General features: G+C 60.2%; 21 protein-coding genes. 8 read left to right on the top strand and 13 right to left on the bottom strand.

Annotation, left to right across the window (positions count from 1 at the left end; genetic code table 11):
* Positions 1–40: 40 nt before the first annotated feature.
* Complete coding sequence (locus tag HBJ59_RS21655; RefSeq protein ID WP_167664706.1) at positions 41–745, top strand: CerR family C-terminal domain-containing protein; 705 nt, start codon at positions 41–43, stop codon at positions 743–745.
* A gap of 2 nt (positions 746–747) precedes the next feature.
* Here the strand turns inward: HBJ59_RS21655 and HBJ59_RS21650 are convergent, their stop codons facing one another.
* On the bottom strand, positions 748–1,368 hold the full coding sequence (locus tag HBJ59_RS21650) for a LysE family translocator (RefSeq protein ID WP_167664705.1): 621 nt from the start codon (positions 1,366–1,368) through the stop codon (positions 748–750).
* A gap of 181 nt (positions 1,369–1,549) precedes the next feature.
* Between HBJ59_RS21650 and HBJ59_RS21645 the strand changes: the two genes are divergently transcribed.
* Positions 1,550–2,389 (top strand): SDR family oxidoreductase, encoded by an 840-nt coding sequence (locus HBJ59_RS21645; protein ID WP_167664704.1) that lies wholly within the window; start codon positions 1,550–1,552, stop codon positions 2,387–2,389.
* A 2-nt stretch (positions 2,390–2,391) separates the two neighbouring features.
* Here HBJ59_RS21645 and HBJ59_RS21640 read toward each other — a convergent pair whose 3' ends face one another.
* Positions 2,392–3,162 carry a nucleotidyltransferase domain-containing protein gene (locus HBJ59_RS21640; RefSeq protein WP_167664703.1) on the bottom strand — a complete coding sequence of 257 codons (771 nt, stop codon included), beginning with the start codon at positions 3,160–3,162 and terminating at the stop codon, positions 2,392–2,394.
* 46 nt (positions 3,163–3,208) lie between these two features.
* Entirely contained in the window at positions 3,209–4,168 is a 960-nt protein-coding gene (locus HBJ59_RS21635; RefSeq protein ID WP_167664702.1) for a DMT family transporter, read from the bottom strand.
* Between the two features lie 92 nt (positions 4,169–4,260).
* Here HBJ59_RS21635 and HBJ59_RS21630 point away from each other — a divergent pair, with 92 nt between their 5' ends.
* Positions 4,261–5,160 carry a LysR substrate-binding domain-containing protein gene (locus HBJ59_RS21630; RefSeq protein WP_167664701.1) on the top strand — a complete coding sequence of 300 codons (900 nt, stop codon included), beginning with the start codon at positions 4,261–4,263 and terminating at the stop codon, positions 5,158–5,160.
* A 75-nt stretch (positions 5,161–5,235) separates the two neighbouring features.
* Positions 5,236–6,273 carry an alpha/beta fold hydrolase gene (locus HBJ59_RS21625; protein ID WP_167664700.1) on the top strand — a complete coding sequence of 346 codons (1,038 nt, stop codon included), beginning with the start codon at positions 5,236–5,238 and terminating at the stop codon, positions 6,271–6,273.
* 246 nt (positions 6,274–6,519) lie between these two features.
* Here HBJ59_RS21625 and HBJ59_RS21620 read toward each other — a convergent pair whose 3' ends face one another.
* Entirely contained in the window at positions 6,520–7,020 is a 501-nt protein-coding gene (locus tag HBJ59_RS21620) for an Lrp/AsnC family transcriptional regulator (RefSeq protein ID WP_017475545.1), read from the bottom strand.
* Between the two features lie 118 nt (positions 7,021–7,138).
* On the opposite strand from HBJ59_RS21620, the gene HBJ59_RS21615 reads away from it, so the two are divergent.
* The 3 genes from HBJ59_RS21615 (at position 7,139) to HBJ59_RS21605 (ending at position 11,273) form a co-directional block, all read left to right on the top strand.
* Positions 7,139–8,173, top strand: a complete 1,035-nt coding sequence (locus HBJ59_RS21615) for a histone deacetylase family protein (RefSeq protein ID WP_167664699.1) — start codon at positions 7,139–7,141, stop codon at positions 8,171–8,173.
* Positions 8,174–8,249: 76 nt separating this feature from the next.
* Complete coding sequence (locus tag HBJ59_RS21610; protein ID WP_167664698.1) at positions 8,250–9,659, top strand: amino acid permease; 1,410 nt, start codon at positions 8,250–8,252, stop codon at positions 9,657–9,659.
* Positions 9,660–9,863: 204 nt separating this feature from the next.
* A complete protein-coding gene (locus tag HBJ59_RS21605) occupies positions 9,864–11,273 on the top strand; it encodes an OprD family outer membrane porin (RefSeq protein ID WP_076013654.1) in 1,410 nt (469 codons plus the stop codon).
* A gap of 166 nt (positions 11,274–11,439) precedes the next feature.
* Here the strand turns inward: HBJ59_RS21605 and HBJ59_RS21600 are convergent, their stop codons facing one another.
* The 3 genes from HBJ59_RS21600 to HBJ59_RS21590 form a co-directional block, all read right to left on the bottom strand.
* Positions 11,440–11,949 carry a cytochrome P460 family protein gene (locus HBJ59_RS21600; RefSeq protein WP_167664697.1) on the bottom strand — a complete coding sequence of 170 codons (510 nt, stop codon included), beginning with the start codon at positions 11,947–11,949 and terminating at the stop codon, positions 11,440–11,442.
* On the bottom strand, positions 11,949–13,001 hold the full coding sequence (locus HBJ59_RS21595) for an alpha/beta fold hydrolase (protein ID WP_167664696.1): 1,053 nt from the start codon (positions 12,999–13,001) through the stop codon (positions 11,949–11,951). Before HBJ59_RS21595 ends, HBJ59_RS21600 begins: the two co-directional genes overlap by 1 nt.
* Positions 13,002–13,134: 133 nt before the next feature.
* The gene (locus HBJ59_RS21590) at positions 13,135–13,662 is read right to left on the bottom strand and encodes a GNAT family N-acetyltransferase (protein ID WP_167664695.1); all 528 of its coding nucleotides are present in this window, start codon (positions 13,660–13,662) and stop codon (positions 13,135–13,137) included.
* A gap of 150 nt (positions 13,663–13,812) precedes the next feature.
* On the opposite strand from HBJ59_RS21590, the gene HBJ59_RS21585 reads away from it, so the two are divergent.
* Complete coding sequence (locus tag HBJ59_RS21585) at positions 13,813–14,940, top strand: GGDEF domain-containing protein (protein WP_076013650.1); 1,128 nt, start codon at positions 13,813–13,815, stop codon at positions 14,938–14,940.
* Between the two features lie 3 nt (positions 14,941–14,943).
* Here HBJ59_RS21585 and HBJ59_RS21580 read toward each other — a convergent pair whose 3' ends face one another.
* From HBJ59_RS21580 to HBJ59_RS21555, 6 genes are all read right to left on the bottom strand, one after another.
* Positions 14,944–16,620 carry an ATP-binding protein gene (locus HBJ59_RS21580; RefSeq protein WP_167664694.1) on the bottom strand — a complete coding sequence of 559 codons (1,677 nt, stop codon included), beginning with the start codon at positions 16,618–16,620 and terminating at the stop codon, positions 14,944–14,946.
* 140 nt (positions 16,621–16,760) lie between these two features.
* Positions 16,761–17,180: an organic hydroperoxide resistance protein gene (locus HBJ59_RS21575; protein WP_167664693.1), complete on the bottom strand. Its 420-nt coding sequence runs from the start codon at positions 17,178–17,180 to the stop codon at positions 16,761–16,763.
* Positions 17,181–17,320: 140 nt separating this feature from the next.
* On the bottom strand, positions 17,321–18,175 hold the full coding sequence (locus HBJ59_RS21570; protein WP_076013647.1) for a CAP domain-containing protein: 855 nt from the start codon (positions 18,173–18,175) through the stop codon (positions 17,321–17,323).
* Positions 18,176–18,256: 81 nt separating this feature from the next.
* A complete protein-coding gene (locus tag HBJ59_RS21565; RefSeq protein WP_076013646.1) occupies positions 18,257–19,582 on the bottom strand; it encodes an MFS transporter in 1,326 nt (441 codons plus the stop codon).
* Between the two features lie 57 nt (positions 19,583–19,639).
* The gene (lhgO, locus tag HBJ59_RS21560) at positions 19,640–20,833 is read right to left on the bottom strand and encodes an L-2-hydroxyglutarate oxidase (protein WP_167664692.1); all 1,194 of its coding nucleotides are present in this window, start codon (positions 20,831–20,833) and stop codon (positions 19,640–19,642) included.
* Positions 20,834–20,940: 107 nt separating this feature from the next.
* Positions 20,941–21,651 (bottom strand): FadR/GntR family transcriptional regulator, encoded by a 711-nt coding sequence (locus tag HBJ59_RS21555; protein ID WP_063029761.1) that lies wholly within the window; start codon positions 21,649–21,651, stop codon positions 20,941–20,943.
* Between the last annotated feature and the right edge of the window lie 34 nt (positions 21,652–21,685).

The raw sequence follows: 21,685 nt of genomic DNA, 5'->3' as shown, positions 1-21,685 counted from the left end.
ACTGGTATATTTTGGTTACGTTAAAAAAATGGAGTTACCCATGGCACGACACAAACCGGCCGCCGAAGGGGGTTATCAGCGGGGTGAAGAAACCCGTGCACGTATTGTCGAGGCGGCTGTCGAGGTATTTGGCGAGCGTGGTTACAACGGCGCATCCACGCGAGACATCGCGAATGCTGCCGGCGTCAATGCGCCAGCGATCCAGTACTACTTCGATGGCAAGGAAGGCGTGTACCTGGAATGCGTCGAGCACTTGATCGCGCTGCTATGGCGGAAAATGGCGCCCACTGTTGAAGCGGCGGAAGGTGCGCTGGCCGACCCCAAGGTCGACGATCAGGCGTTGATCGAAGCCTCATTGGGCATTCTCGGCGCGGTGGTCTCCACGATCCAGGACAGCCCCCAGACCACGGCTTGGCGGGCGTTTCTTGATCGCCATCAAGCCGGACTTTGCCCTGAAAGCGCGACCATGGCTTTCGAGGAGCGTTTCAAGGCACGCATCGCCAATGTGATCCGCCTGCTGATCGCCCGTCTTGCCGGCCTTGCAGTTGACGACGAGCGCACGGTGATCCACTCGATGGCGCTGTTTACCCAGGGGCTGGCGTTTCGGGTGCAGAAACCCAAGCTGCTTTCAGCTCTGAACTGGACTGAAGTGAGCCAGAAGGAAATGGAATTGGTGCGGGATGTGGTGCTGATGCAAGCACGGTTCACCCTCGAAGGCCTGGTGCGGCACCGAGGTCGGCACTGACCTCAGCGTTTGCTGAACGCCAGCCGGGCTGCGAACAGCACAAAAATCATGCCGGTGGTGCGGTCCATCCACTTGATCACCTTTTCGCGCCGCAGCACGCCGGCCAGTGGCTGCGTGGCGCCGATCAGTATCAGTGCCCAGATCAGGCTGATCACCACATGGATGCTCACCAGGCCGAACGTCCAGGCCACCAGGGAATGCCCCTGGGGAATGAACTGCGGCAGGAAAGACACGTAGAAAATCCCGATCTTGGGGTTGAGCACGTTGCCCATCATGCCCTTCAAGAACCAGTTGGCACCGGGTTTTCCGTCGGCCTCGACGGGCGCCAGCGAGCTGCGCGGACGCATCAGCATGTTCAGGCCCAGCCAGGCCAGGTAAGTGGCGCCGCAATACTTCAAGATGTTGAAGGCCACCTCGGACACGGCAATCAGCGCCCCCAGCCCAAAGGCCACCGCTGCACCCCACAACAAACAACCGGCGTTGATGCCCAGGGTGGCGCGCAGCGCTTGCTGCTTGCCCTCGACGGTTGCGGTGCGCAGCACCAGGGCCGTGTCCAGCCCTGGAGTCAGCGTCAGCAGTGTGGCGGCGAAGGTAAAGGCCAGCAGGTTATCGGTGATGGACATGGGCAGGGCACGTTGAGGTGAGCGTGGGTGCACGTTAGCACATGCCTGGTGCGGCACCGTTCGTCTGTGATGTGGCGAATCGGTTGAACGCAAGTCCGGCTCTGTCGGACAGACACCTATGAGCAGGTGAAACACGTGCCGTTTTTATACCTATCGCACATCAATCACTCAGGGGAAAAACATGACAGTTCTGGTAACCGGAGCAGGCACCGGGTTCGGCTTTGAAGTGGCCCTCAGACTCGCCAATCAAGGCCTGGATGTTATCGCTGGGGTAGAAATCGTGGCGCAGATACACGCGCTGGAACAAGAAGCCAAGCGCCGCGGCGTCAGCCTTCGAATAGAAAAACTCGACGTGACCGATGAAGGCGATCGGCGCAAGGCCGTGGAGTGGGATGTGGAGGTGCTGTTAAACAATGCCGGCATTTCCGAAGGCGGCTCGACACTGGATATTCCTGCTGAAAACTTGCGGCGCCAGTACGAGGTCAATATGATCGGCCCCTTGATGCTGACCCAACTGATCGCCAAGAAAATGGTGTTGAAGCAACAGGGCAAGATCGTCTTCATGTCCTCGGTGGCGGGCCTTACCGCCGACCCGTTTGCCGGGGCATACGCCTCGTCCAAGCATGCGGTCGAAGCGATTGCTGAAGCGATGAGTCAGGAGCTGAAAGAATTTGGTATCGAAGTGGCAACCGTTAACCCGGGGCCTTTCCTGACCGGGTTCAATGACCGAATGTTCGAAACCTGGAAAAGTTGGCAGGACGACGCTTCCCAGCGTCTGTTTGACTACAGCAAGCTTGCGTTTCCACACGAGCAGTACGATCCCGAGCCGGTATTCGAGACAACCATCGCCGTGATCACCGGCGCCATCGACACCTACCGTAATGTGGAGCCGAAAGAGATCATCGATCAGCAGCGCAAACAACTCGATGCTGCCTGGACCCGCAAGAGCAGCGAGGGCCTGGGTAAGCGTTCGGCGCTTGTGCAGAAGGCGTATGACATCAAGCCCGGCACGCCGGTCTGAAGTTAAACCGCGCTCACCATCCAGGCTGGAAACTCACGCAGGTGCGTCGAAAACGTATTGTCGCCCACGGGCTTTTTAGCCTGGGACAGGAAAAAATCCACCCGAGACTGCATGGACGGGTAACGCTGGACGAACAGTTCGACATGCTCGTCCAGCGTTTGCGGCCACCTCAACTCGTGTTCCGAGCGGAGCACCTGCGTTGCACGCACGAGCTTGCGCGAAGCCTCCCGTTGCAGGCGGCATGACATGGCATCAGTTGTCGCGTCATCAATCAACCTGGCGTACCGGGCCAGCGTAGCTTCGAAGCCTGCGTTCACCGCCTTGGCGATTTCCAGTGATGGGCGAAACGGTTCGAAGCGCGCTGTCAGGTCGTTGCCCCATAAACAGCGGCAGTGGTGCTTGAGCCAATAAACCCAGCTGAATCTGCTTTCCGGCGCCAACACTTCAGTTCGGCAGCCGATGTCGAAATCAATCTTTGTGACTTCAGAGTGCCGTTTCTCCAGCGCAACGCGAACAGCTTCCAGTATTTGCATACCCTGTGGGGTGGGAGAATCTCGCAGCACAAGCGTCAGGTCCAGGTCAGATTCGCCGGGTCTGGCATCACCCCTGGCGATGCTCCCATACAGGTAAACCCCGTCCAGCAAAGGCCCTGACTGCGCGAGGGAAGTGCACGCCTCGTCCAGCAATGCCCGGAACTCCGGCTGAGCACGGGCGGTGGGCGCAGGGAGGATAAAACCGTCAGCGTCGGTACCGCTTGCAAGGGTTTGTGCCATGAAGCCGTCCGTGGTTTGGGTCTTGTAGAACACTGTAACAGAGCTATCAAGCGCTGTTTTCTGGACGACTTGCCGTCAGGATGATACGCACAGCCAACACCACACCAAGCAGAACGGCCGCGAGGCCACAGGTTTCCAGCACCGTTGGTAATCGCCCCTTGAACCACAAGCCAAGCAGCATGGCGAACAGCGATTCCAAGGCAATCAGTTGCCCGGATAACACCATGGGCAAACGCCGGGTTGCGGTGTTCCAGGCCCACGCCCCGATCACTGAGGACATTAACGCGATGCCCACGCCCCAGGCATACAGGTTGCCCGCCTGGGAAAAACTGAAGCCCAGGGTTGGCAACTTCAGCAGGCCGAGCATCTGCACGACGGGCAATACACACACCGCGCCTATCCCGGCACCGATCATCATCAGGCCGGTCCAGACCGTGGATGACTGCGGCGCAATTGTCTCCAGCGCCCGTTGATTTAACACGCTGAAGGCCAGCCACAACGCAACTGCGCCGACGGAGAACGATAGCCCCAGTGGCCATGAACCGTCGCCTGCGGTGGCTTGATGCAAGCTGCTGACGTTCGACAATAAGAGTCCAACCGTTAATAAAGTCAGGGGTATCGCCAGCCGGCGCCATTCAATGGTTTTGTGCGTGGCGTTACCGATAAGTGCCAGCAACACCGGCACCAGGCCGATAAACGCGGGAGTCAGTACCGGCCCGCCAAATACGACCCCGGCGGCGATACAGCTGCTGTATCCGAGGTAACCGATGAACCCCAGGCCTGCGCCCAGGATTCGCAACCCACTGCCCAGTGATCGAAGCTGGGCGCGACAGCACATCACCACTACCAGCCCCAGCAGGCCGGCGCTCAGAAACCTGACGACCATCAAGTCGTACAGGCTGTAGTTACCGGTAACGTAGGGCGCGACAAAATTCAGCGCCCAGCTCAGCGTCGCAACGACCGCCAGGGCGACTCCGGTAAGCAGGGTTGAGTGAGCAGAGGGCATCAGATGCGTCCATAAGGTAATGAGCCCATGTTGACCCGTTGCCTGGGTGTGTTACAAACGAGTTCTCGGTTCTGGATGCATAACGTCAGATTATGAATAGCCTTGGGAAGTCACTGCCGCCTCTCGCCAGTTTGCTGCCGTTTGAAGCGGCCGCCCGATTGGAAAGTTTTTCAAGAGCCGCCGAGGAATTGCACCTCACGCAAGCGGCAATCAGCCGTCAGGTCCGTGGCCTTGAAGAAAACCTTGGGCTGAAGCTGTTTTACCGCCGTAATCGCGCAGTGTTCCTGACGCCCGAAGGCCGGGAACTGGCGAGTGTCGTCAGTGCCGCGTTGCAGAGCATCAGCCATAGCGCCGAAGCCTTGCGCGAAACCCCGGGCAAAAATCGCGTGGTTTTGCTCTGTCAGTTGTGCGAAGCGTTTTATTGGCTGATGCCACGCCTGTCGACGTTCCACCAACAACATCCGGCAATCGAAATCCAGGTGGCAACCACCACGCGACCGCTGACTGAATTCAACGGACACTTTGACGTGGCACTGCAAAGCACCAGGCGTGCCAGTGGGGCGCATGTGTTGGTGTTCACGGCAGCAGATGAAGTGTTCCCGGTGTGCAGTCCTGGCTATCTGGCTACCGGGCAAGCGTTGGAAGTCGGCGATCTGAGTCGCTACACGCTTTTGCACCACCGCGCGACACCGCCTCACTTGATGGAATGGGACAGCTGGCTGCTTGCTGTTGGGCATGCTTTGGAAGCCAATGCCAAGGGCGCCGTGTTCGACAGTTACCCGCTGATGCTTCAGGCCGCTGTCGAGGGGCATGGCATTGCGATGGGGTGGCAGCGCACTGCGGGCCGGCTTATCGACAACGGAGTACTGGTGCGACCTTGCGCTGAAAGTGTTGCCTTGCCTGATGCACTTTCGTTGTTCCGGCAGCACGGCGCTGGAGACAGTGCCCAGGTTCGCGCACTGGTTGAGTGGTTGGCGCAGGAGCTTCGCTGAATACAACGCACAGTAAGGCGCCGCACTCGACGTGTATGGCAGAATATGGCGCTTAGCCACTTAGGGAGCTCAAGGATGAAAACGCTGTGTGCTGCGCTGTTGTTGATAGCTGTATCCAGTCTGGCCCAAGCCAATGAAGCTCGGATTGGCTTCCAGGAAATACTGATTCCCGACGCGGAGTACGGCAGGCCGTTGCAGGTGGCGGTGTGGTACCCGACCCATGCTTCCGGCACACCAGAACTGATTGCTGACAATCCGGTGTTTGTCGGCGCACCCGCCTTGAAGGACGCCGCGCCGGCTACCGGCGAGCACCCGCTGGTGGTGATCTCCCACGGCATCTTTGGCAACTGGATCAACCAATCGTGGCTCGCCAGTGCGTTAGCCGGGCAGGGTTACATCGTCGCCTCGCCCAACCACCCCGGCACCACCAGCAAGGACCGCACCCAGCCTGCGGCCTCCGAGCTATGGAAACGTCCCCTGGATATCCATCGGGTGATTGATGCCGTGATCGCCCAGCCCAAGCGTTTTGGCGCGGTGGCCGACCACAGGATCGCGGTAGTGGGGCATTCCCTCGGTGGCTGGACCGCGATGGAAGTTGGCGGCGCACGCTTCGACCCGCAGCGCTTCACCGAGGATTGCAAAGTGCATCCCGAGATCGCCCCTTGCAAAGCGTACGACCTGATCGAGGTGGGTCGCACGGAGCAGGCCAAACAGCGCCTGGCCGAGGACTTGAGCGACAAGCGTGTGGCCGCCATCGTCTCCCTGGACCTGGGCTTCGCCCGCGGCTTCAGCGACGAAAGCCTGACGGCGTTGCACCGGCCCACACTGGTAATTGCGGCGGGTACGCCGTCCCCGGAATTGCCAGCAGCGCTGGAGTCGGCCGACTTGGCCAAACGCCTGCCGCAGAAGACTTCGCGCTATGTGGAAATCAGCGACGCCACGCACTTCAGCTTCCTGCCCCTCTGCAAGCCGGGCGCGGTGGAGCGGATTGAACAGAGCGACCCCGGCGAAGGCTTCATCTGCCTGGATGCCAAGGACGCCCGTCCCAAGCCGCAGATTCAGCAACAGATACTCAGCTTAATCAGCGAGTTTTTGCGGCAATCCCTGCGCTAGCCGTCAGATATCTTCGGAAAACACACAACCTGTGGCGAGGGGGCTTGTCCCCCGTTGGGCTGCGCAGCAGCCCCGTCAATCCGTCAAAAAACCACAAACCCCGTGGCGAGGGAGCTTGCTGCCGCAGGGGTGCGAAGCGCCCCCAAAAACAGGACTGCTACGCAGCCCAACGGGGGACAAGCCCCCTCGCCACCGTCTAGCTAGCCGAGTCGTGGGATAGAAAACAAAAGCTGATTTCCCACTGGATCACTTTCCCACCCGCCCAGGAATCGCCACCCGACTCGTCGCCTTGACCTCCCTTAACGCCAAACTCGACTGAATCGACGCAATCCCCAACTGTCGCCGCAACACGCTCTCCACAAAATCGCTGTACGCATCCAGATCCTCCGCCAACACCTGCAACAGATAATCCGCATCCCCGGTGATCTTGTGGCACGCCTGCACCTGCGGCAGTTCCTTGATCACTGCTTCAAAATCTTCCGGCGTATGGTCGGAATGCACCGCAAACCGCACGTGCACAAACGCCATGATTTCCAGGCCCAGCATCTTCCGATCGAGGTTGGCCTGGTAGTCCTTGATCACGCCTTCTTCTTCCAGCCGCTTACGCCGTCGCCAGCACGGCGTGAGGCTCAGTGACAGGCGCTCGCTGAGTTCGGCGTTGGAGATACTCGCGTCTTCCTGCAACAACGCAAGGATGGCGAGATCGGTGTCGTCAAGTGCGACCTGTTTGGTTTTATTTTTCTTCATGACGGCTCTTTGGGGTAAAAATACCCGATTACGCTAGCATCGGCGCACGTAAAAGCAAAGAAAGCCCACCAAAGCCAGAACAAAATAATCACCTGTCTTTCACGGGTGGATGTCTTTCATGTTGACTGTTTTTAGTGATTCTCATCGTTTGCACCATGGCACCGAACTCAAGGATGGCGTGCTCAAGCCGTCCTTCGAACAACCCAGCCGGGCCGACACCGTGCGTGACCGGGTCAAGCATGTGGGCCTGGGGGATATCATCGTGCCGCGCAGGTTTGACCGGGCCTGTTACGTCAACGCCCACAGTGAACGCTACGTGTCTTTCCTGGAAACCGCCTGGGCTGAATGGACCGCCATCGGCCGTGCCCATGATGCGTTGCCGCTGGTGTGGCCGGTACGTGATTTGGCTAACGAGCAGGTGCCGGAATTTATTGACGGCAAGCTCGGATTCTTCGCAATGGACGCCGGTTCGCCCATCACCAGCACCACGTGGGAGGCGGTGAAGACCAGCGCCGATATCGCGCTCACCGGCCTGGCGTTGATCGATGAAGGCCACAACAGTGCCTTCGCCCTGTGCCGTCCACCGGGCCACCATGCGGCGCGGGAATACATGGGCGGTTATTGCTATCTGAATAACGCGGCCATCGCAGCGCAACAGGCGATCACCCAAGGCGCCAAGCGTGTTGCGGTGCTGGACGTGGACTTCCACCACGGCAACGGCACGCAGAACATTTTCTACGACCGTAGTGACGTGATGTTCGTCTCGCTGCATGGCGAACCGTCCGTGTCGTATCCCTACTATTCAGGCTTCAGTGCCGAGCGCGGCGCAGGGGTAGGCGAGGGGTTCAACCTCAACTATCCGCTGGCAAAAAACACCGGTTGGAGCACCTATAGAGACGCGTTGCTCGACGCCTGCATCCAACTGCGAAAGTTCTCGCCGGAAGTGTTGGTGATCTCCCTCGGCGTCGACACCTTCAAGGACGATCCCATCAGTCATTTCCTCCTCGAAAGCCGCGACTTCCTGGGCATTGGCGAGATCATCGCCAGCGTCGGCGTGCCCACCCTGTTTGTGATGGAAGGCGGCTACATGGTGGATGAAATCGGCATCAATGCCGTCAACGTGCTGCATGGTTTCGAGAACAAACAAGCCTGATCCCGATGCCATTTCAACAATAAAAAACGCCTGACTTTTTCTGCCAAAACTCAAAAACATAACAAGAGGTTTTGTGATGAAAACAACCGCGCCCGGGCTTATTGAAAAGCCCGCTTTGCAACGCACCCTCAATAACCGACATATCCAACTGATGGCCATGGGCGGTGCGATTGGCACCGGCCTGTTTATGGGCTCGGGCAAGATTATTGCGCTGTCCGGCACCTCGATCATCCTGATCTACATGATCATCGGGCTGTTTGTGTATTTCGTGATGCGCGCCATGGGCGAGCTGCTGTTATCCAACCTGAACTTCAAGAGCTTCGCCGACTTTGCCGGTGCCTATCTGGGGCCGCGTGCGGCGTTTTTTCTCGGCTGGTCGTATTGGCTGAGCTGGAGCGTAGCGGTGGTGGGGGATGCGGTGGTGGTCGGGGGCTTTTTCCAGTACTGGTTTCCGGATGTGCCGGCCTGGATCCCGGCGATCGCCATGCTGCTGACCCTGTTTGCGCTGAATGTGCTGACGGTACGGCTGTTTGGTGAGGTGGAGTTCTGGTTTGCGATCATCAAGATCATCGCCGTGGTGACCTTGATCAGCGTGAGCGTGGTGCTGATTGCCAGCTCGTTTGTTTCGCCCACTGGCGTCACGGCTTCCCTCAACCATTTGCTGGATAAGCAGGCGGCGTTTCCCAATGGCTTGTTCGGGTTCTTTGCCGGGTTTCAGATGGCGATCTTTTCGTTTGCCGGCACTGAGTTGATCGGTACGGCGGCGGCGGAAACCCGCTCGCCGGAGAAGACGCTGCCCAAGGCGATCAACTCGATTCCGCTGCGGATCATCCTGTTTTACGTGCTGGCCCTGGCGTGCATCATCGCGGTGACGTCCTGGCAGCAGGTGTCGCCGAGCAAGAGTCCGTTTGTCGAGCTGTTCCTGGTGGCCGGCTTTCCCGCCGCCGCCGGGATTGTGAATTTTGTGGTGCTGACGTCGGCGGCTTCGTCGGCCAACAGCGGGGTGTTTTCGGCCAGTCGGATGCTGTTTGGTTTGGCGGACCTGGGTGATGCACCGGGAATCTTCCGGCGCCTGTCGAAACACAGCGTGCCGTTTATCAGCCTGGCGTTTACCACCTTCCTGATGTTGCTGGGCTTGTTGCTGCTCTTTATCGTCCCGGAAGTGATGACGGCCTTTACCATCGTCTCCACCGTTTCGGCGATCCTGGTGATTTTTACCTGGTCGACCATCCTGGCGTCCTACATTGCCTATCGTAAAAAACGACCGGAGCTGCACGCAAAATCCCTCTACAAAATGCCCGGTGGCGTACTGATGGCCTGGGTTTCACTTGGGTTCATGGCGTTTGTACTTTGCCTGCTGGCACTGCGACCAGACACGCGGCTGGCCCTTTGCGTGATGCCTGCGTGGTTTGTGTGGCTGGCAGTTGCCTACCAATTTTCGCATTTTCGCAGCCGACTTCAGCCTGATCAGCGCGCAGCGCTCTAGCGGTCGTCATACAATTCACTGGCACTCAAGCCTCAAAAAAGGCCGTCTTCTACGGCCTTTTCATGACGGTTTTTTCATCGCTACATGACAAAAATTTCACATTCTGCGCCATAAGCCCCATGCCACAATCCGCAGCGTTTGCAGGGCCGCAACGGTATTCGCTCGAAGGACAGTAAAAAAATAATGTTCACAGGGGCGCAGTAAATGAAACTCTCTACATTAGCTTTGGCTATCACCGCGGCTGTCCTCGCACAACAAGCCTGCGCAGATGACTTTGGGCTTGGTTCACTCGGCACGGGCAACGGTCATAGCGGCTTTCTCGAAGACAGTCACTCGTCGATCAGTTCGCGCACCATGTACTACAACGCCGACGTTCACTCCGGCACCGCGAACGACCTGCGCGAGGCGGCTCAAGTACTGCGTTTCGACTACAAATCCGGCTATACCCAAGGCACCGTAGGCGTCGGGTTCGACGTGATGGCTTTCGGCGCGTTGCGTCTTGACGGTGGTGATGGCCACGCAGCGGGTGCCGGCCTGTCGGGTAACGGCAACAGCTTCTTCCCGGTCAAGAACAACGGCACCGAGCCTGCTGACAGCTTCGGTCGCGCAGCCGGCAACGTTAAATTCCGTATTTCCCAGACTGAATTGCACGTGGGCGGTGGTTTGGCGCCGATCCTGCCGATCCTGGTGTCCAACGATAGCCGTGCCGCACCGCAAACATTCGACGGCGGTATCCTGACCTCCAAGGACATTCCTAACGTCACCTTCACCGGTGGCGAGCTGAACAAGGCTGAAGGCCGTGCATCGAGTAACTCCACTGGCCTGAGCGTCGCCGGTGCGACACGTGACAGCGACAGCTTCCGTTTCGGCGGCGTTGACTACCAGCCGTTTGGTTCTTCTGACAACGTCATCGCTAAAAACCTGACGTTGCAGTACTACTACGCCGACCTGGAAGACTTCTACAAACAGAACTATTTCGGCCTGGTGCACGTACTGCCGTTGGGCAATGACCAATCGTTCAAGACCGACCTGCGCTATTTCGACAGCACCAGCGACGGCAAAAACGGTTCGGCTGGCTACGCGTTCAACAACAACGGTGGCTATGCCAAGCACGCCGGTGAAGTCGACAACAAAACCTACAGTGCTGCATTCACCTACCAGTTGGGTGGCAGCCAGTTGATGCTCGGCCACATTGGCGTAAGCGATGACGGCGGCTTCGTCTGGGTCAATCAGGGCAGCATCGCCGACCCCACCGCACAAGGCGCGGCGGGCTCAGACTTCTACCTGTTCACCGACGCGGTGGTTGGGCAGTTCTCCCGTGCGGGAGAGCAGGTCAATTTCGGTCAGTACCTGTATGACTTCAGAACCCTGGTGCCTGGCTTGAAAGCCTCGATTGCCTACCTCAACGGTAGCGACATCAAGTCCAAGGTTGCCGGCGGCAGCGATCAGTCGGAACGCGAAACCGATTTCCGTCTGGATTACGTCGTGCAAGCAGGCCCGCTGAAAGGCTTCGGTACCACCTTCCGTACCGGTAGCTACCACGGCCATAACACCGGCACTGCTGACCAGGATCAAACCCGCCTGATCCTCAACTACACCTACGCGATCTTTTAATAAGAAGCCGGTAAATGCTCTAAAAGAAGGCCGCCTACTGGGCGGCCTTTTTTTGCGACCCGCGATGCGCTGGCAGGGCCAGGGCCTGATAAAACACCACCAAACGCAGCCTCGCTTGGGCTCGACAGCTGCTACGGGGTGGCCGGTGTGGAAGAGGGTTATTGCGCTAAGGCGCCAGACGGGTAAACACGTAATCATGGTTCTTGACCAACGCCTGATGGCAGGCGAAGCACGTCTCATGCTGCGCGTGGTCCGCTGGCTTGCCATTGATGAACCGTCCAAAACCCCAGCCTCCCGTCGCCGCATATTTTTTCGAATCCTTGACCATGAACTGCACGGTGGTGGCCGCACCGGGAATCGACGCGGTCTTGAACTCGGGCGACTGCACATGCTTCCAGGCCAGCTTCGCCAGCACGGTGCCGTCCGGGAAGGGCAGCGTGCCGTCGCGGTAGGCCTTGAGCGCGATCTTGTTGCCCAGCACCACCCGCAGTTCATTCAGCGGGTCGGCTTCCTGGGCCGGTGCGATCAGCTCCCATTGGCGGTAGCCGTCGGGAATGGTCACACCGTAGATCGGTGACGGTTCGCTGGTGGGTGAGCCGCCAAAGGCGAATCCGGTAGCCGTGGCCACAATGGCCGCTGTCGCTGCGACGAGTGCCGCAAGATGCAGGCGCTTCATCACAAATGGTCCGCATCAATCACGGCCTTGGCAAAGGCTTGCGGGGCTTCCTGCGGCAGGTTGTGGCCGATGCCGCCGCTGATCAACCGGTATTCGTACTTGCCGGTGAAACGCTTGGCGTAGTCTTCCGCCGCCGGGTGCGGTGCGCCGTTGGCGTCGCCTTCCAGGGTGATGGTGGGCACGCCGATGGACGGGGCGGTGGCGAGTTTCTGCTCCAGCGCAGCGTATTTCTTCTCGCCCTGCACCAGGCCCAGGCGCCAGCGGTAGTTGAAGATCGACACGGCGACGTGGTCGGGGTTGTCCAGGCCTTTGGCGCTGCGGTCGAAGGTGGCGTCGTCAAACGCCCATTTCGGCGAGGCGATCTGCCAGATCAGCTTGGCGAAGTCGTGGGTGTTTTTTGCATAGCCGGCGGCGCCGCGGTCGGTGGCGAAGTAGAACTGGTACCACCATTGCAACTCGGCCTTGGGCGGCAGCGGGTTCTTGCCGGTAGCCTGGTTGCCGATCAGGTAGCCGCTGACCGACACCAGCGCCTTGACCCGCTCCGGCCACAGCGCGGAGACGATGTCGGCGGTGCGTGCGCCCCAGTCGTAGCCGCCGAGCACGGCTTGTTTGATGTTCAGTGCGTCCATGAAGTCGATCAGGTCGACCGCGAGTGCGGCCGGCTGGCCGTTGCGCAGGGTCTTTGCCGACAGGAAGTGCGTGTCGCCGTAGCCGCGGGCGTAGGGCACCAGCACCCGATAGCCTTGGGCGGCCAGCAGCGGCGCTACCTCGGAGTAGCTGTCAATGTCGTAGGGCCAGCCGTGCAGCAGGATCACCACCGGGCCTTCGGCCGGGCCGACTTCGGCGTAGGCCACGTCCAGCAAGCCGGTCTTCACATGCTTCAACGGGCCAAGCGTGGTGTGGCTGCTTGCGCTGGCAGCCGCTGGCGGCTGGGTGTCCTGTGCACTGGCAACGCCGGGGGCACCGAACTGCAACAGCGCAAGGGCCAGCAGCGACGCGCCCATCAGGCGGCGGGGTGTGAAACCGGGTGAGGTGTTCAACTGTGGGTGCATGGTGAGTCTCCAGCGGCGGGTTGTGTGCCTGGCTCACAGTTGAACGCAGTTGTGTATCCGGCCTGTTTCGAGAAAACCATCGGGTTAAACGTTTTGTATCGCAGGGTGGTCTGGACACACTGCGATACATAGCTCAGAGAGGCCGGGTCGCCCGGTATACGAGGCTCGGCGCCTGCCCGGGCACATCGTCCAACTCATCGATGCGTTGCATGCCGATTTTTTCCAGCACGTTGATTGATGCCTGGTGCGCCGGGCGCACCACGCCGTATACCTCTGGCTGATCCAGCTGCACAAAACCAAATTGCAACGCGGCCCTGGCAAGCTCTGTCGCATAACCCTGGCCCCAGGCGCTGACGGCGAAGCGGTAACCCAGGTTGATCCGCTCAACCTCGTTGTAGTGGTACAGCGTGATGCCCCCAAAGCCGATCACGCGTTGCGGCGCCTCTTGGGTCACGATCGCCCATTGGCCAAAGCCATGTTCTGCCCAATGTTCCAGCCAGCGATCCAGCACGGCTTTTGCTTGAACCATGTCGGCGAGGGGGCCTGACGGGTTGTAGCGGTTGGTCTCGGGATCGCCATAGATGGCGAATACACAGGGCGCATCGTCGACCGTTGGGGGCCTGAGGATCAATCGTTGGGTGCTTATTGGGTGGGTATTCATGGATAGGCTCTGATCCCTGGAGCGAAAGAGAAGGTGATCACCTATATTTATCCTGCTTTCGACGCTCTAGCACGCTTGATTCAGTTGTTAGGGGTACTGGCAGGATGCCACAATGGCACTTTGTCGCGGCAGTAAGATCAGGCGGACCCAATGAATGGCCTTGGACGTGGGCAGGACCAGGATTGCTTCATCGAGGAGCAGGTACGAACCGATCGCTTGCATCAGCTGTTTCGCCAATCATTTTCGGCTGTGTTCGGCAGTTATATGGCAGCCGCCATGCTCTGCTGGCTGTGCTGGGAACGTTTTGATCACTCGGTAATGCTGGTCTGGCTGGTGGTGTTGACGGGCACGTCATTGCTGCGAGTCTCGATGTTCATGGCCTGGTTTCGCTGCCCCAACAGTGATCGCACCCCCGCACGCTGGGAACGGCGCTACTGGGTGACGCTGATGTTGTCTGCCGGGGTCTGGGGCGCAGGCGCACTCGCGCTGATGCCCACCGACGACCGGCTGTCCCAGGCCCTGGTGATGTTGTTCACCGTGGGCATGTCGGTCAGCGCAGTCTCGTGTTACTCGGCCTATCGCTACATGACCCTGGTTTCCATGGGACTGGTCTTGCTGCCGTGCACCCTGTGGCTGCTGTTTCAACCGTCCTCGATGCAAGTCGGCATGGCCCTGGCGGTTCTGGTGTTCTCCTCGTTTGTCGGTGGCGCCACGCGCAAGTTGTCCGACGCCCTGGAGAAGGCCTTTCGCCTGACCCGGCAAATGGAACGTGCCCACAACATCTCCACCCGCGCCGCACAAACCGACGAACTCACTGGCCTGATGAACCGCCGGGCGTTCTTCGAGCACGCGCAGTTGCTCTACGAACAGTGTCGGCATAACCAGCAGCCGTTGTGCGCGCTGATGATGGACATGGACCACTTCAAAAACATCAACGACACCTATGGCCACCAAGCTGGGGACGAGGTGCTGCGGCAGATCGGCGGGGTAATCAGCACGTCGTTTCGCCAGGCCGATGTCTACGGGCGGTTGGGTGGCGAGGAGTTTGCGGTGCTGCTGCCGGATACGTCGCTGGAGACCGGGCGGCACATCGCCGAGCAGTTGATCAAGGCCATCGCGGGGCTGGCCAGCGAGCCGGTCCATGGGTTGACCGCGAGCCTCGGCGTGGCCTGGGCCCGGGCGGTGGACCAAGACCTGCACGGCTTGATGAACACCGCAGACAAGGCCCTGTACCGCGCCAAGGCCCTCGGGCGCAACCAGGTGGCCGTGGCGGAGTAGGGCTCAGCCCTTGAACAGCGCCTTGGCCAGCACCTGAGAGATTTGGTCGGCGGAGTAGGGCTTGGGCAGGAACGCCAGGCCTTCATAGCCGCTCTCAGCCAGTTCTTCGCTGTAGCCCGAGGTCAGCACCACCGGCAGGCCCGGCCTGCGCCGGCGCAATTCCCTGGCCAGCGCCACGCCGGTGATGCCGGGCATCATCACATCGGAAAACACCGCGTCGAACCCCATCACGTCTGAGCCGGCCAGCTCCAGCGCCTGCTCAGCATTGGTCGCCCAGGTGGTCTGGTAGCCCAGGTCCTGGAGGATCTGATTGGCAAAACGGCCCACTTCCAGGTTGTCTTCCACCACCAGGATATGGCGCTGGGCGCAGTCCGCGATCAGGCCACAAGTGTCCTGCGGGCAATGCTCGAAGCCTTCTTCAGGCACCACTTGCGGCAGGTACAGGGTAAACACCGTGCCTTGGCCGACCTTGCTCGCCACATCGACGTTGCCGCCCGACTGCTTGGCGAAGCCGAACACTTGGGACAGCCCAAGCCCGGTGCCCTTGCCGACTTCCTTGGTGGTGAAGAAGGGTTCGAAGATGCGCTCGAACGTCTCGCCGGGAATACCGCTACCGGTGTCGGTCAGTGAAATCGCAATAAACGCCTGGCGCGAGCCGGCATCGCCACGGATGCTCGGCAGCGGTTGGTCAGCATCCAGGCGCAGGGTCAGGGTGCCCTGGCCGTTCATGGCGTCCCGGGCGTTGAGGGCGATGTTGATCAAGGCGGTTTCAAACTGGCTGGAGTCGGCGCGGATATAACATGGCTGGCCAGGCAGTTCGACCCGCACCTGAATCCGCGCGCCGGTGACCGTCTCGAGCATCTCGCCGATGTTCTTGACCCGCTGGGCCGCATCAAACACTTCCGGGTTAAGCGGCTGGCGGCGGGCGAACGCGAGCAACTGGCTGGTCAATTTACTCGCCCGCTCCACGGTGTCGGTGACGGCGCTCATGTAGCGCTGGCGACGTTCTTCGGACAGGGTGGGCATGCGCAGGAAGTCGACAGATGAGCGAATGATGGTCAGCAGGTTATTGAAGTCGTGGGCCACGCCGCCGGTCAACTGGCCGATGGCTTCGAGCTTTTGGGATTGACGCAATGCCGCTTCTGTCTCGGTCAACAGGGTGGTTCTTTCGTTGACGCGCTGCTCCAGGCTCGCATTCAACTCGGTCAATCGCCGGGACAAAACGACGGTGGCGGTGGTTTCGGTGACGGTGTCGAGCATGCCGACAACCTTGCCTTGCACGTCGCGAATCGGGCTGTAGCAGAAGGTGAAGTACGCCTGTTCCGGCGCGCCGCCGCGTTCGACGATTAACGGGAAATTTTCGATAAAGGTGGCGTCACCGGCGAAAGCGGCATCTGCGATCGGGCTGATTTCGCTCCAGGCTTCCTGCCAGATCTGGCTGAATGGCCGCCCGAGTGCATCGGGTTTGTCGCCAAGAATCGGGATAAAACCGTCGTTATAAAGGGTGATCAGCGAAGGTCCCCAGACGATCGCCTGGGGGAAACTGGAGGCAAGGCACAGCGCGACAGTGGTCTTCAACACGTCCGGCCATTGATCCAGCGGCCCCAGCGGCGTACTTGCCCAGTCGTGATGCCGGACTCGCTCGGCCATTTCGCCGCCGCCTTGCAGCCAGTTTGTCATTCGCTGAACGCCTTCTTTGCCACGGTTTGCTGAGTAGGGGTGCCAAGCAACAGACACCCCTGGACCCCGCCAGTTCAGCGGGATTATCCGCTAGATGGCAATTTAATACCTCCGCCAAATAATGACCCCGCTAACCGCCTTCAAACCACGGTGATCAGCACATCGATATTGCCACGAGTTGCCTTGGAATACGGGCACGTCTGGTGGGCACGATCCACCAGCGCCTGGGCGGCAGAGTGCTCGATACCCGGCAGGCTGACCCGCAGACGCGCTTGCAGGTAATAGCCGCTTTCCGGGCTGTTCACCAGGTCCACTTCGGCGCTCACCGCAGTGTCTGCCGGCAGGCGGATTTGCAGGGTTTGAGCGGCCTTGCCCATCGCACCGATAAAGCAGGCAGACCAGCCGGCACCAAACAGTTGCTCGGGGTTGGTGCCGGCCGCCTTGGAACCGGGCGGCGACAGCTTGATGTCCAGTTGCAGGTCATCGCTGTGGGACGCGCCTTCACGGCCGCCAGTGGTGTGGGTTTTGCCGGTGTAGAGCACGGTGCTGTTCTGGGACATGACGGTTTCCTTGTGAGTGGCCCGGGGTGGGCCGGTGTGCACAGGAAACCGTGCTGGCGTATCCGCAATGTGTCATCGCCAGTGGCTGCGCGCCTCGCAGTGTGTCGCCTTGGCGCGAAGATACGTTGGGATACAAACCGCTACTGCTGCACCCCAAACAGCCCCGTCCAGTAGATGCCGGCATCACTTTTCGGGTCCATGGCATAGGCGGCGCCCATTTCGCGGAACTGCGGGTTCATCAGGTTGGCGCAATGCCCGGGGCTGGCGAGCCAGCCGTCGACCACCTTGCGCGGGGTGTCCATGCCGGCGGCGATGTTTTCGCCGATCTGCTGGCCGATGTAGCCCGCCAGCTCAGCCCGGTCCCCCGGCGTGCGGCCGTCGTGGTCGAGGTGATCGAAGAAGTTGCCGTTGGCCATGTTGCGGGCGTGGCCGGCGGCGGCGTTGGCGAGTGCTTCGTTCCAGCTCAGCGGCGTGGTGGCGGCAAAGGCCTGGCCGCCACATTGGCGTGGTTGCTGGCGGGCGGTGTTGATGAGGTCGAGGACCTTTTTACCTTCGGTCTGGCTCTCGCCCAGGCCGCTGGTCAACAGCGGACGGGCCAGCACAATGCGCCAGTCCTGGCCGCTGTTGCTCACACCGATATCAATGAATTGCGGGTCGAGCACCACCCGGCAAAAACTTTCGCGCACGGCTTTCATCGCGGCTTCAGCGTTCTTGGGCCCGGACAGGCTGATGGCCTGGACGTTGACCATCGGGTAGGCCGCGCGCGCCAGCGCCTGTTGCAGGTCGCCGACGCTGTTGACCGGCAAGACCAGCCGCGTGTCGCTCGCCAGTGGTGGCAATTCCTGGGAACCCTGGTTGCCGCAGCGCTGGACCTGGCTGCGGTATTGATTGATCGAGTCGACCAACAGGCTTTCTTCACCCGCCTGCGCCTGGGCGGTAAACACCAGACTGGCGGCCAGCGTCGTAAGACCCATCATCAATGACAGAACGCGCATGGACGTTTCCCTTGAGCTTGAAAGTGCCCATGATGCGTGATGAAGGGGCATCCATGCACCCGTTGGTCCGAACTTTTTACCTCAGTTCTTGAATGCCGAGTGTTTACGGCCCTGATCGCACAAGGCAAACACCACCACCAGCAGTGACGAGATGGCGAGAATTATCACAACGCCATCAGTGGAGTGGGTGGCCGATGCCGCGACCATCGACAAGGCGCCTAATGGCGCGAGGCCACCCGCGATCGCGGTGCCGATTTCACGCCCGGTGCCAAAGCCTGAAGAGCGGGTCTGAGTCGGAAACTGTCGGCTCAGGAACGAACCCTGCGGCGCGAACATCATCGGTGCGAGGATGCCGGTGCCTACGCCGATTGCAACGTAGATCATCAGGCTTTCACCGGTGTTGAGCAGCGCGAGGAACGGGTAGGCAAACAACAGCGAGAACACGCCACCGAGCATCAGCACGGTCTTGCTGCTCCACTTGTCGCACAACCAGCCGAAGCACGGCACGGCGACGATGGCGATCAGGCTGGCGATGGTCACCGACAGCGACGTGACGTGCACATCAACGCCCTTGAACTGGGTCAGGTACGCCAGGGAAAACGTCTTGAAGATGTAGCTCAGGGCGTTGTAGCCAATCGCCACGAAGAACACCACGGCCAAACCCTTGAGGTCGTTCTTGAACAGCGCCTTGAGCGGCGAGGCCTTGGCCTTCGCGGTTTCCTTGCTCAGCTCTTTGAACTCCGGGGTTTCCGGGATGCTGTTGCGCACCCACAGGCCCACACCCACCAGCGCGATGCTGCAAATGAACGGAATCCGCCAGCCGCCGGCCAGCAGGAACTCGTTGCCGTTGATGGTCAGCAGGTACACGGTCAGGGACGACAGCAGCAAGCCCAGGTTCAAGCCCAGCGCCGGCCACGCACCCTGGCTGCCGCGCTTGCCTTCCGAGGCGTGCTCGTAGGACGTAACCGCCGCGCCGGACAATTCGGCACCGGCGCCCAGGCCCTGGATGATGCGGATAAACACCAGCACGATCGGCGCCCAGATGCCGATGGAGGCGTAGCTGGGGATCAGGCCGATCAGCGTGGTGCACACGCCCATCATGCAGAAGGTCAGCACCAGCACTTGTTTACGTCCGAACTTGTCGCCCAGGTAGCCAAATAGAATGCCGCCGAACGGGCGGGCGATAAAGCCGATGGCAAAGGTGGAAAACGCCATCAGCGTGGCGGCTTTCGGGTCGCTGTTATCGAAGAAGATCTTCGAAAACACAATCGCCGCCATGGTGGCGTACAGGTAAAAGTCATACCACTCCAGCATCGAGCCGAAGATCGTCGCGGCCGCGACTTTGCGCAGGCGTTTCTTGGTTTGCTCGGGCGTTTCAACGTCCGGGGTGTGGGCGGTTGCCGTCATTCTGGAGTTCCTTCCTGGTCATTATATTTATTGTCAAAGTGAGGCGTGTTGCGGGTGTCAGTCGGGCTTGAACATGCGGTCGGCGATCATCGCGCCGATGGGAATTGCGGAGGTGGCAGCGGGTGAGGGCGCATTGCACACGTGGAGCATTCGGGGGGTCTGGGCGAACAGGAAGTCGTGCACCAGGGTGCCGTCGCGCATCACGGCCTGGGCGCGGATGCCGGCTTCGTAAGGCAACAGGTCTTCGATGTTCAGCGACGGACAGTACTTGCGGCATTGCTCCAGGTAGCCGGATTTGAACAGCGAGTTCTTCATCTCGACGCTGCCGGAACCGAGGTTCTGCCAGAGGGTTTTCCAGAAGCCCGGGAAGCTCGCGTACTGCGCCACATCGCGCCAGTTCACCGAGAACTTGCGGTAGTTTTCACGGCCCAGGCCGAGTACGGCATTCGGGCCGACGGTGACGCTGCCGTCGATCATGCGGGTCAGGTGCACGCCGAGGAACGGCAACTCCGGATCAGGGATCGGGTAGATCAGGTGGTTGACGATGTTGTTTTTCGATTCCGGCAGGCGGAAGTACTCGCCGCGAAACGGGATGATCTGGTGGTCGATCTTGACCCCGGCCATCTTCGCCAAACGGTCCGATTGCAAGCCGGCGCAGACCACCAGGTGCTTGGCCTGCCAGCTTTCGCCACGGGTGTTGACGGTGACTTTGTCGGTGTCTTCAACGATCGAGGTCACCGTGCGTTCCAGGCAGATTTCTCCACCGGCACGGCGGATGACCCGGGCCATGGTTTCGCAGACTTCGCGGTAGTCGACGATGCCGGTGGCGTCGAGAAACAACCCGCCCAGCCCGACGATGTTCGGTTCGCGCTGGCGCAACTGGTCGGCGTCCAGGCGTTCGACTTTCATGCCGTTGAGCTGCGAGCGGGCGTACAGCGCTTCCATCCGCTGCACTTCCAGCGGGGTCGAGGCCACCAGCAACTTGCCGCACACCTCAAACTTGATCCCGTGCTCGGTGCAGAACTGCTTGGTGGCTTCGGCGCCGCGTTTACACAAATCGGCTTTGAGGCTGCCCGGCGCGTAGTAGATGCCGGCATGGATCACGCCGCTGTTATGGCCGGTCTGGTGCTTGGCCAGTAGGCTTTCCTTTTCCAGGATTACCAGGGAAGCGTTCGGCTGGCGCTTGAGCAACTCCATCGCGGTGGCCAAACCGACGATGCCGCCGCCGATGATGCAAAAGTCATAAATCATTGTTTTAGGTACCTACGCATTTCAGTCTGCTTATCAGGTTGTCAGACTAATGATTTTGTTAAAAAACCGGCGCGCCCGAAGGCACGCTTCAAACGGGTCTGGATCGTTTAATTGATGGCGGGCAATTCCAGGTGCAAACGCCGTGCTGCCGCGCGCAAATGGGCTTCGGCACAGGCAGCGGCGCCTTGGGCGTCACCGTCGACGATGGCCTGGTACAGCGCGGTGTGTTCCTGGGTGGCGTCGGCTGAACCACTGACAAAACGGGTGGCAGAGTTTTCCCAGGCGGTCTTGCGCGCACTGGCCAGCTGGCTGCGGAGGAAGTCATGGAAGGCCACGAAATAGTCGTTCTTGCTGGCCTCGGCGATGGCGCGGTGGAATTCCACGTCGGCCAGGGCGGCGGCTTCGAAGTCGGCGCGCTTGTCGTGCATTTCCTGCAGGGCGGTTTTCATGCGGTGCAGGTCAGCGGCATCACGGCGCTGGGCGGCAATCGAGGCGGCCTGGGTTTCGATCCACAGGCGTACTTCGAACATCTGCGCCAGGTCCGGACGGCGGCCGTTTTTTTCCGGGAAACGGAACACGGTGCCGGCCGGGGTCTGGGAAATAAATGAGCCCAGGCCACGCCGCGCAGTCAGTACGCCGTCGGCCTTGAGCTGGGCGATCGCTTCACGCACCACCGAACGGCTGACGTTGAGTTGTTCTGCCAGTTGCTGTTCGGTGGGCAGGCGCGCTTCGGGCGCCAGTTGGCCGGAATCGATTTCTGCACGAATGGCGCTGACAACACGCATAACGAGCGAATCAGGGCGCTGGAGCTCAAGCATGGGAAAACCTTGGTAATCAGGTTGTCAGACAATA

It is taken from the genome of Pseudomonas sp. AN3A02 (assembly GCF_011765255.1).
Classification (GTDB): domain Bacteria; phylum Pseudomonadota; class Gammaproteobacteria; order Pseudomonadales; family Pseudomonadaceae; genus Aquipseudomonas.
This window is presented reverse-complemented; position numbering and strand designations above follow the sequence as displayed.

Excerpts from the sequence above, each read along its gene's own strand:
- HBJ59_RS21650 (WP_167664705.1), bottom strand. The coding sequence starts at position 1,368 with ATGTCCATCACCGATAACCTGCTGGCCTTTACCTTCGCCGCCACACTG.
- HBJ59_RS21595 (WP_167664696.1), bottom strand. The coding sequence starts at position 13,001 with ATGCACCCACAGTTGAACACCTCACCCGGTTTCACACCCCGCCGCCTG.
- HBJ59_RS21570 (WP_076013647.1), bottom strand. The coding sequence starts at position 18,175 with ATGCGCGTTCTGTCATTGATGATGGGTCTTACGACGCTGGCCGCCAGT.
- HBJ59_RS21590 (WP_167664695.1), bottom strand. The coding sequence starts at position 13,662 with ATGAATACCCACCCAATAAGCACCCAACGATTGATCCTCAGGCCCCCA.
- HBJ59_RS21600 (WP_167664697.1), bottom strand. The coding sequence starts at position 11,949 with ATGAAGCGCCTGCATCTTGCGGCACTCGTCGCAGCGACAGCGGCCATT.
- HBJ59_RS21645 (WP_167664704.1), top strand. The coding sequence starts at position 1,550 with ATGACAGTTCTGGTAACCGGAGCAGGCACCGGGTTCGGCTTTGAAGTG.
- HBJ59_RS21640 (WP_167664703.1), bottom strand. The coding sequence starts at position 3,162 with ATGGCACAAACCCTTGCAAGCGGTACCGACGCTGACGGTTTTATCCTC.
- HBJ59_RS21635 (WP_167664702.1), bottom strand. The coding sequence starts at position 4,168 with ATGCCCTCTGCTCACTCAACCCTGCTTACCGGAGTCGCCCTGGCGGTC.
- HBJ59_RS21655 (WP_167664706.1), top strand. The coding sequence starts at position 41 with ATGGCACGACACAAACCGGCCGCCGAAGGGGGTTATCAGCGGGGTGAA.
- lhgO (WP_167664692.1), bottom strand. The coding sequence starts at position 20,833 with ATGATTTATGACTTTTGCATCATCGGCGGCGGCATCGTCGGTTTGGCC.
- HBJ59_RS21620 (WP_017475545.1), bottom strand. The coding sequence starts at position 7,020 with ATGAAGAAAAATAAAACCAAACAGGTCGCACTTGACGACACCGATCTC.
- HBJ59_RS21580 (WP_167664694.1), bottom strand. The coding sequence starts at position 16,620 with ATGACAAACTGGCTGCAAGGCGGCGGCGAAATGGCCGAGCGAGTCCGG.
- HBJ59_RS21605 (WP_076013654.1), top strand. The coding sequence starts at position 9,864 with ATGAAACTCTCTACATTAGCTTTGGCTATCACCGCGGCTGTCCTCGCA.
- HBJ59_RS21575 (WP_167664693.1), bottom strand. The coding sequence starts at position 17,180 with ATGTCCCAGAACAGCACCGTGCTCTACACCGGCAAAACCCACACCACT.
- HBJ59_RS21610 (WP_167664698.1), top strand. The coding sequence starts at position 8,250 with ATGAAAACAACCGCGCCCGGGCTTATTGAAAAGCCCGCTTTGCAACGC.
- HBJ59_RS21565 (WP_076013646.1), bottom strand. The coding sequence starts at position 19,582 with ATGACGGCAACCGCCCACACCCCGGACGTTGAAACGCCCGAGCAAACC.
- HBJ59_RS21615 (WP_167664699.1), top strand. The coding sequence starts at position 7,139 with ATGTTGACTGTTTTTAGTGATTCTCATCGTTTGCACCATGGCACCGAA.
- HBJ59_RS21625 (WP_167664700.1), top strand. The coding sequence starts at position 5,236 with ATGAAAACGCTGTGTGCTGCGCTGTTGTTGATAGCTGTATCCAGTCTG.
- HBJ59_RS21585 (WP_076013650.1), top strand. The coding sequence starts at position 13,813 with ATGAATGGCCTTGGACGTGGGCAGGACCAGGATTGCTTCATCGAGGAG.
- HBJ59_RS21555 (WP_063029761.1), bottom strand. The coding sequence starts at position 21,651 with ATGCTTGAGCTCCAGCGCCCTGATTCGCTCGTTATGCGTGTTGTCAGC.
- HBJ59_RS21630 (WP_167664701.1), top strand. The coding sequence starts at position 4,261 with ATGAATAGCCTTGGGAAGTCACTGCCGCCTCTCGCCAGTTTGCTGCCG.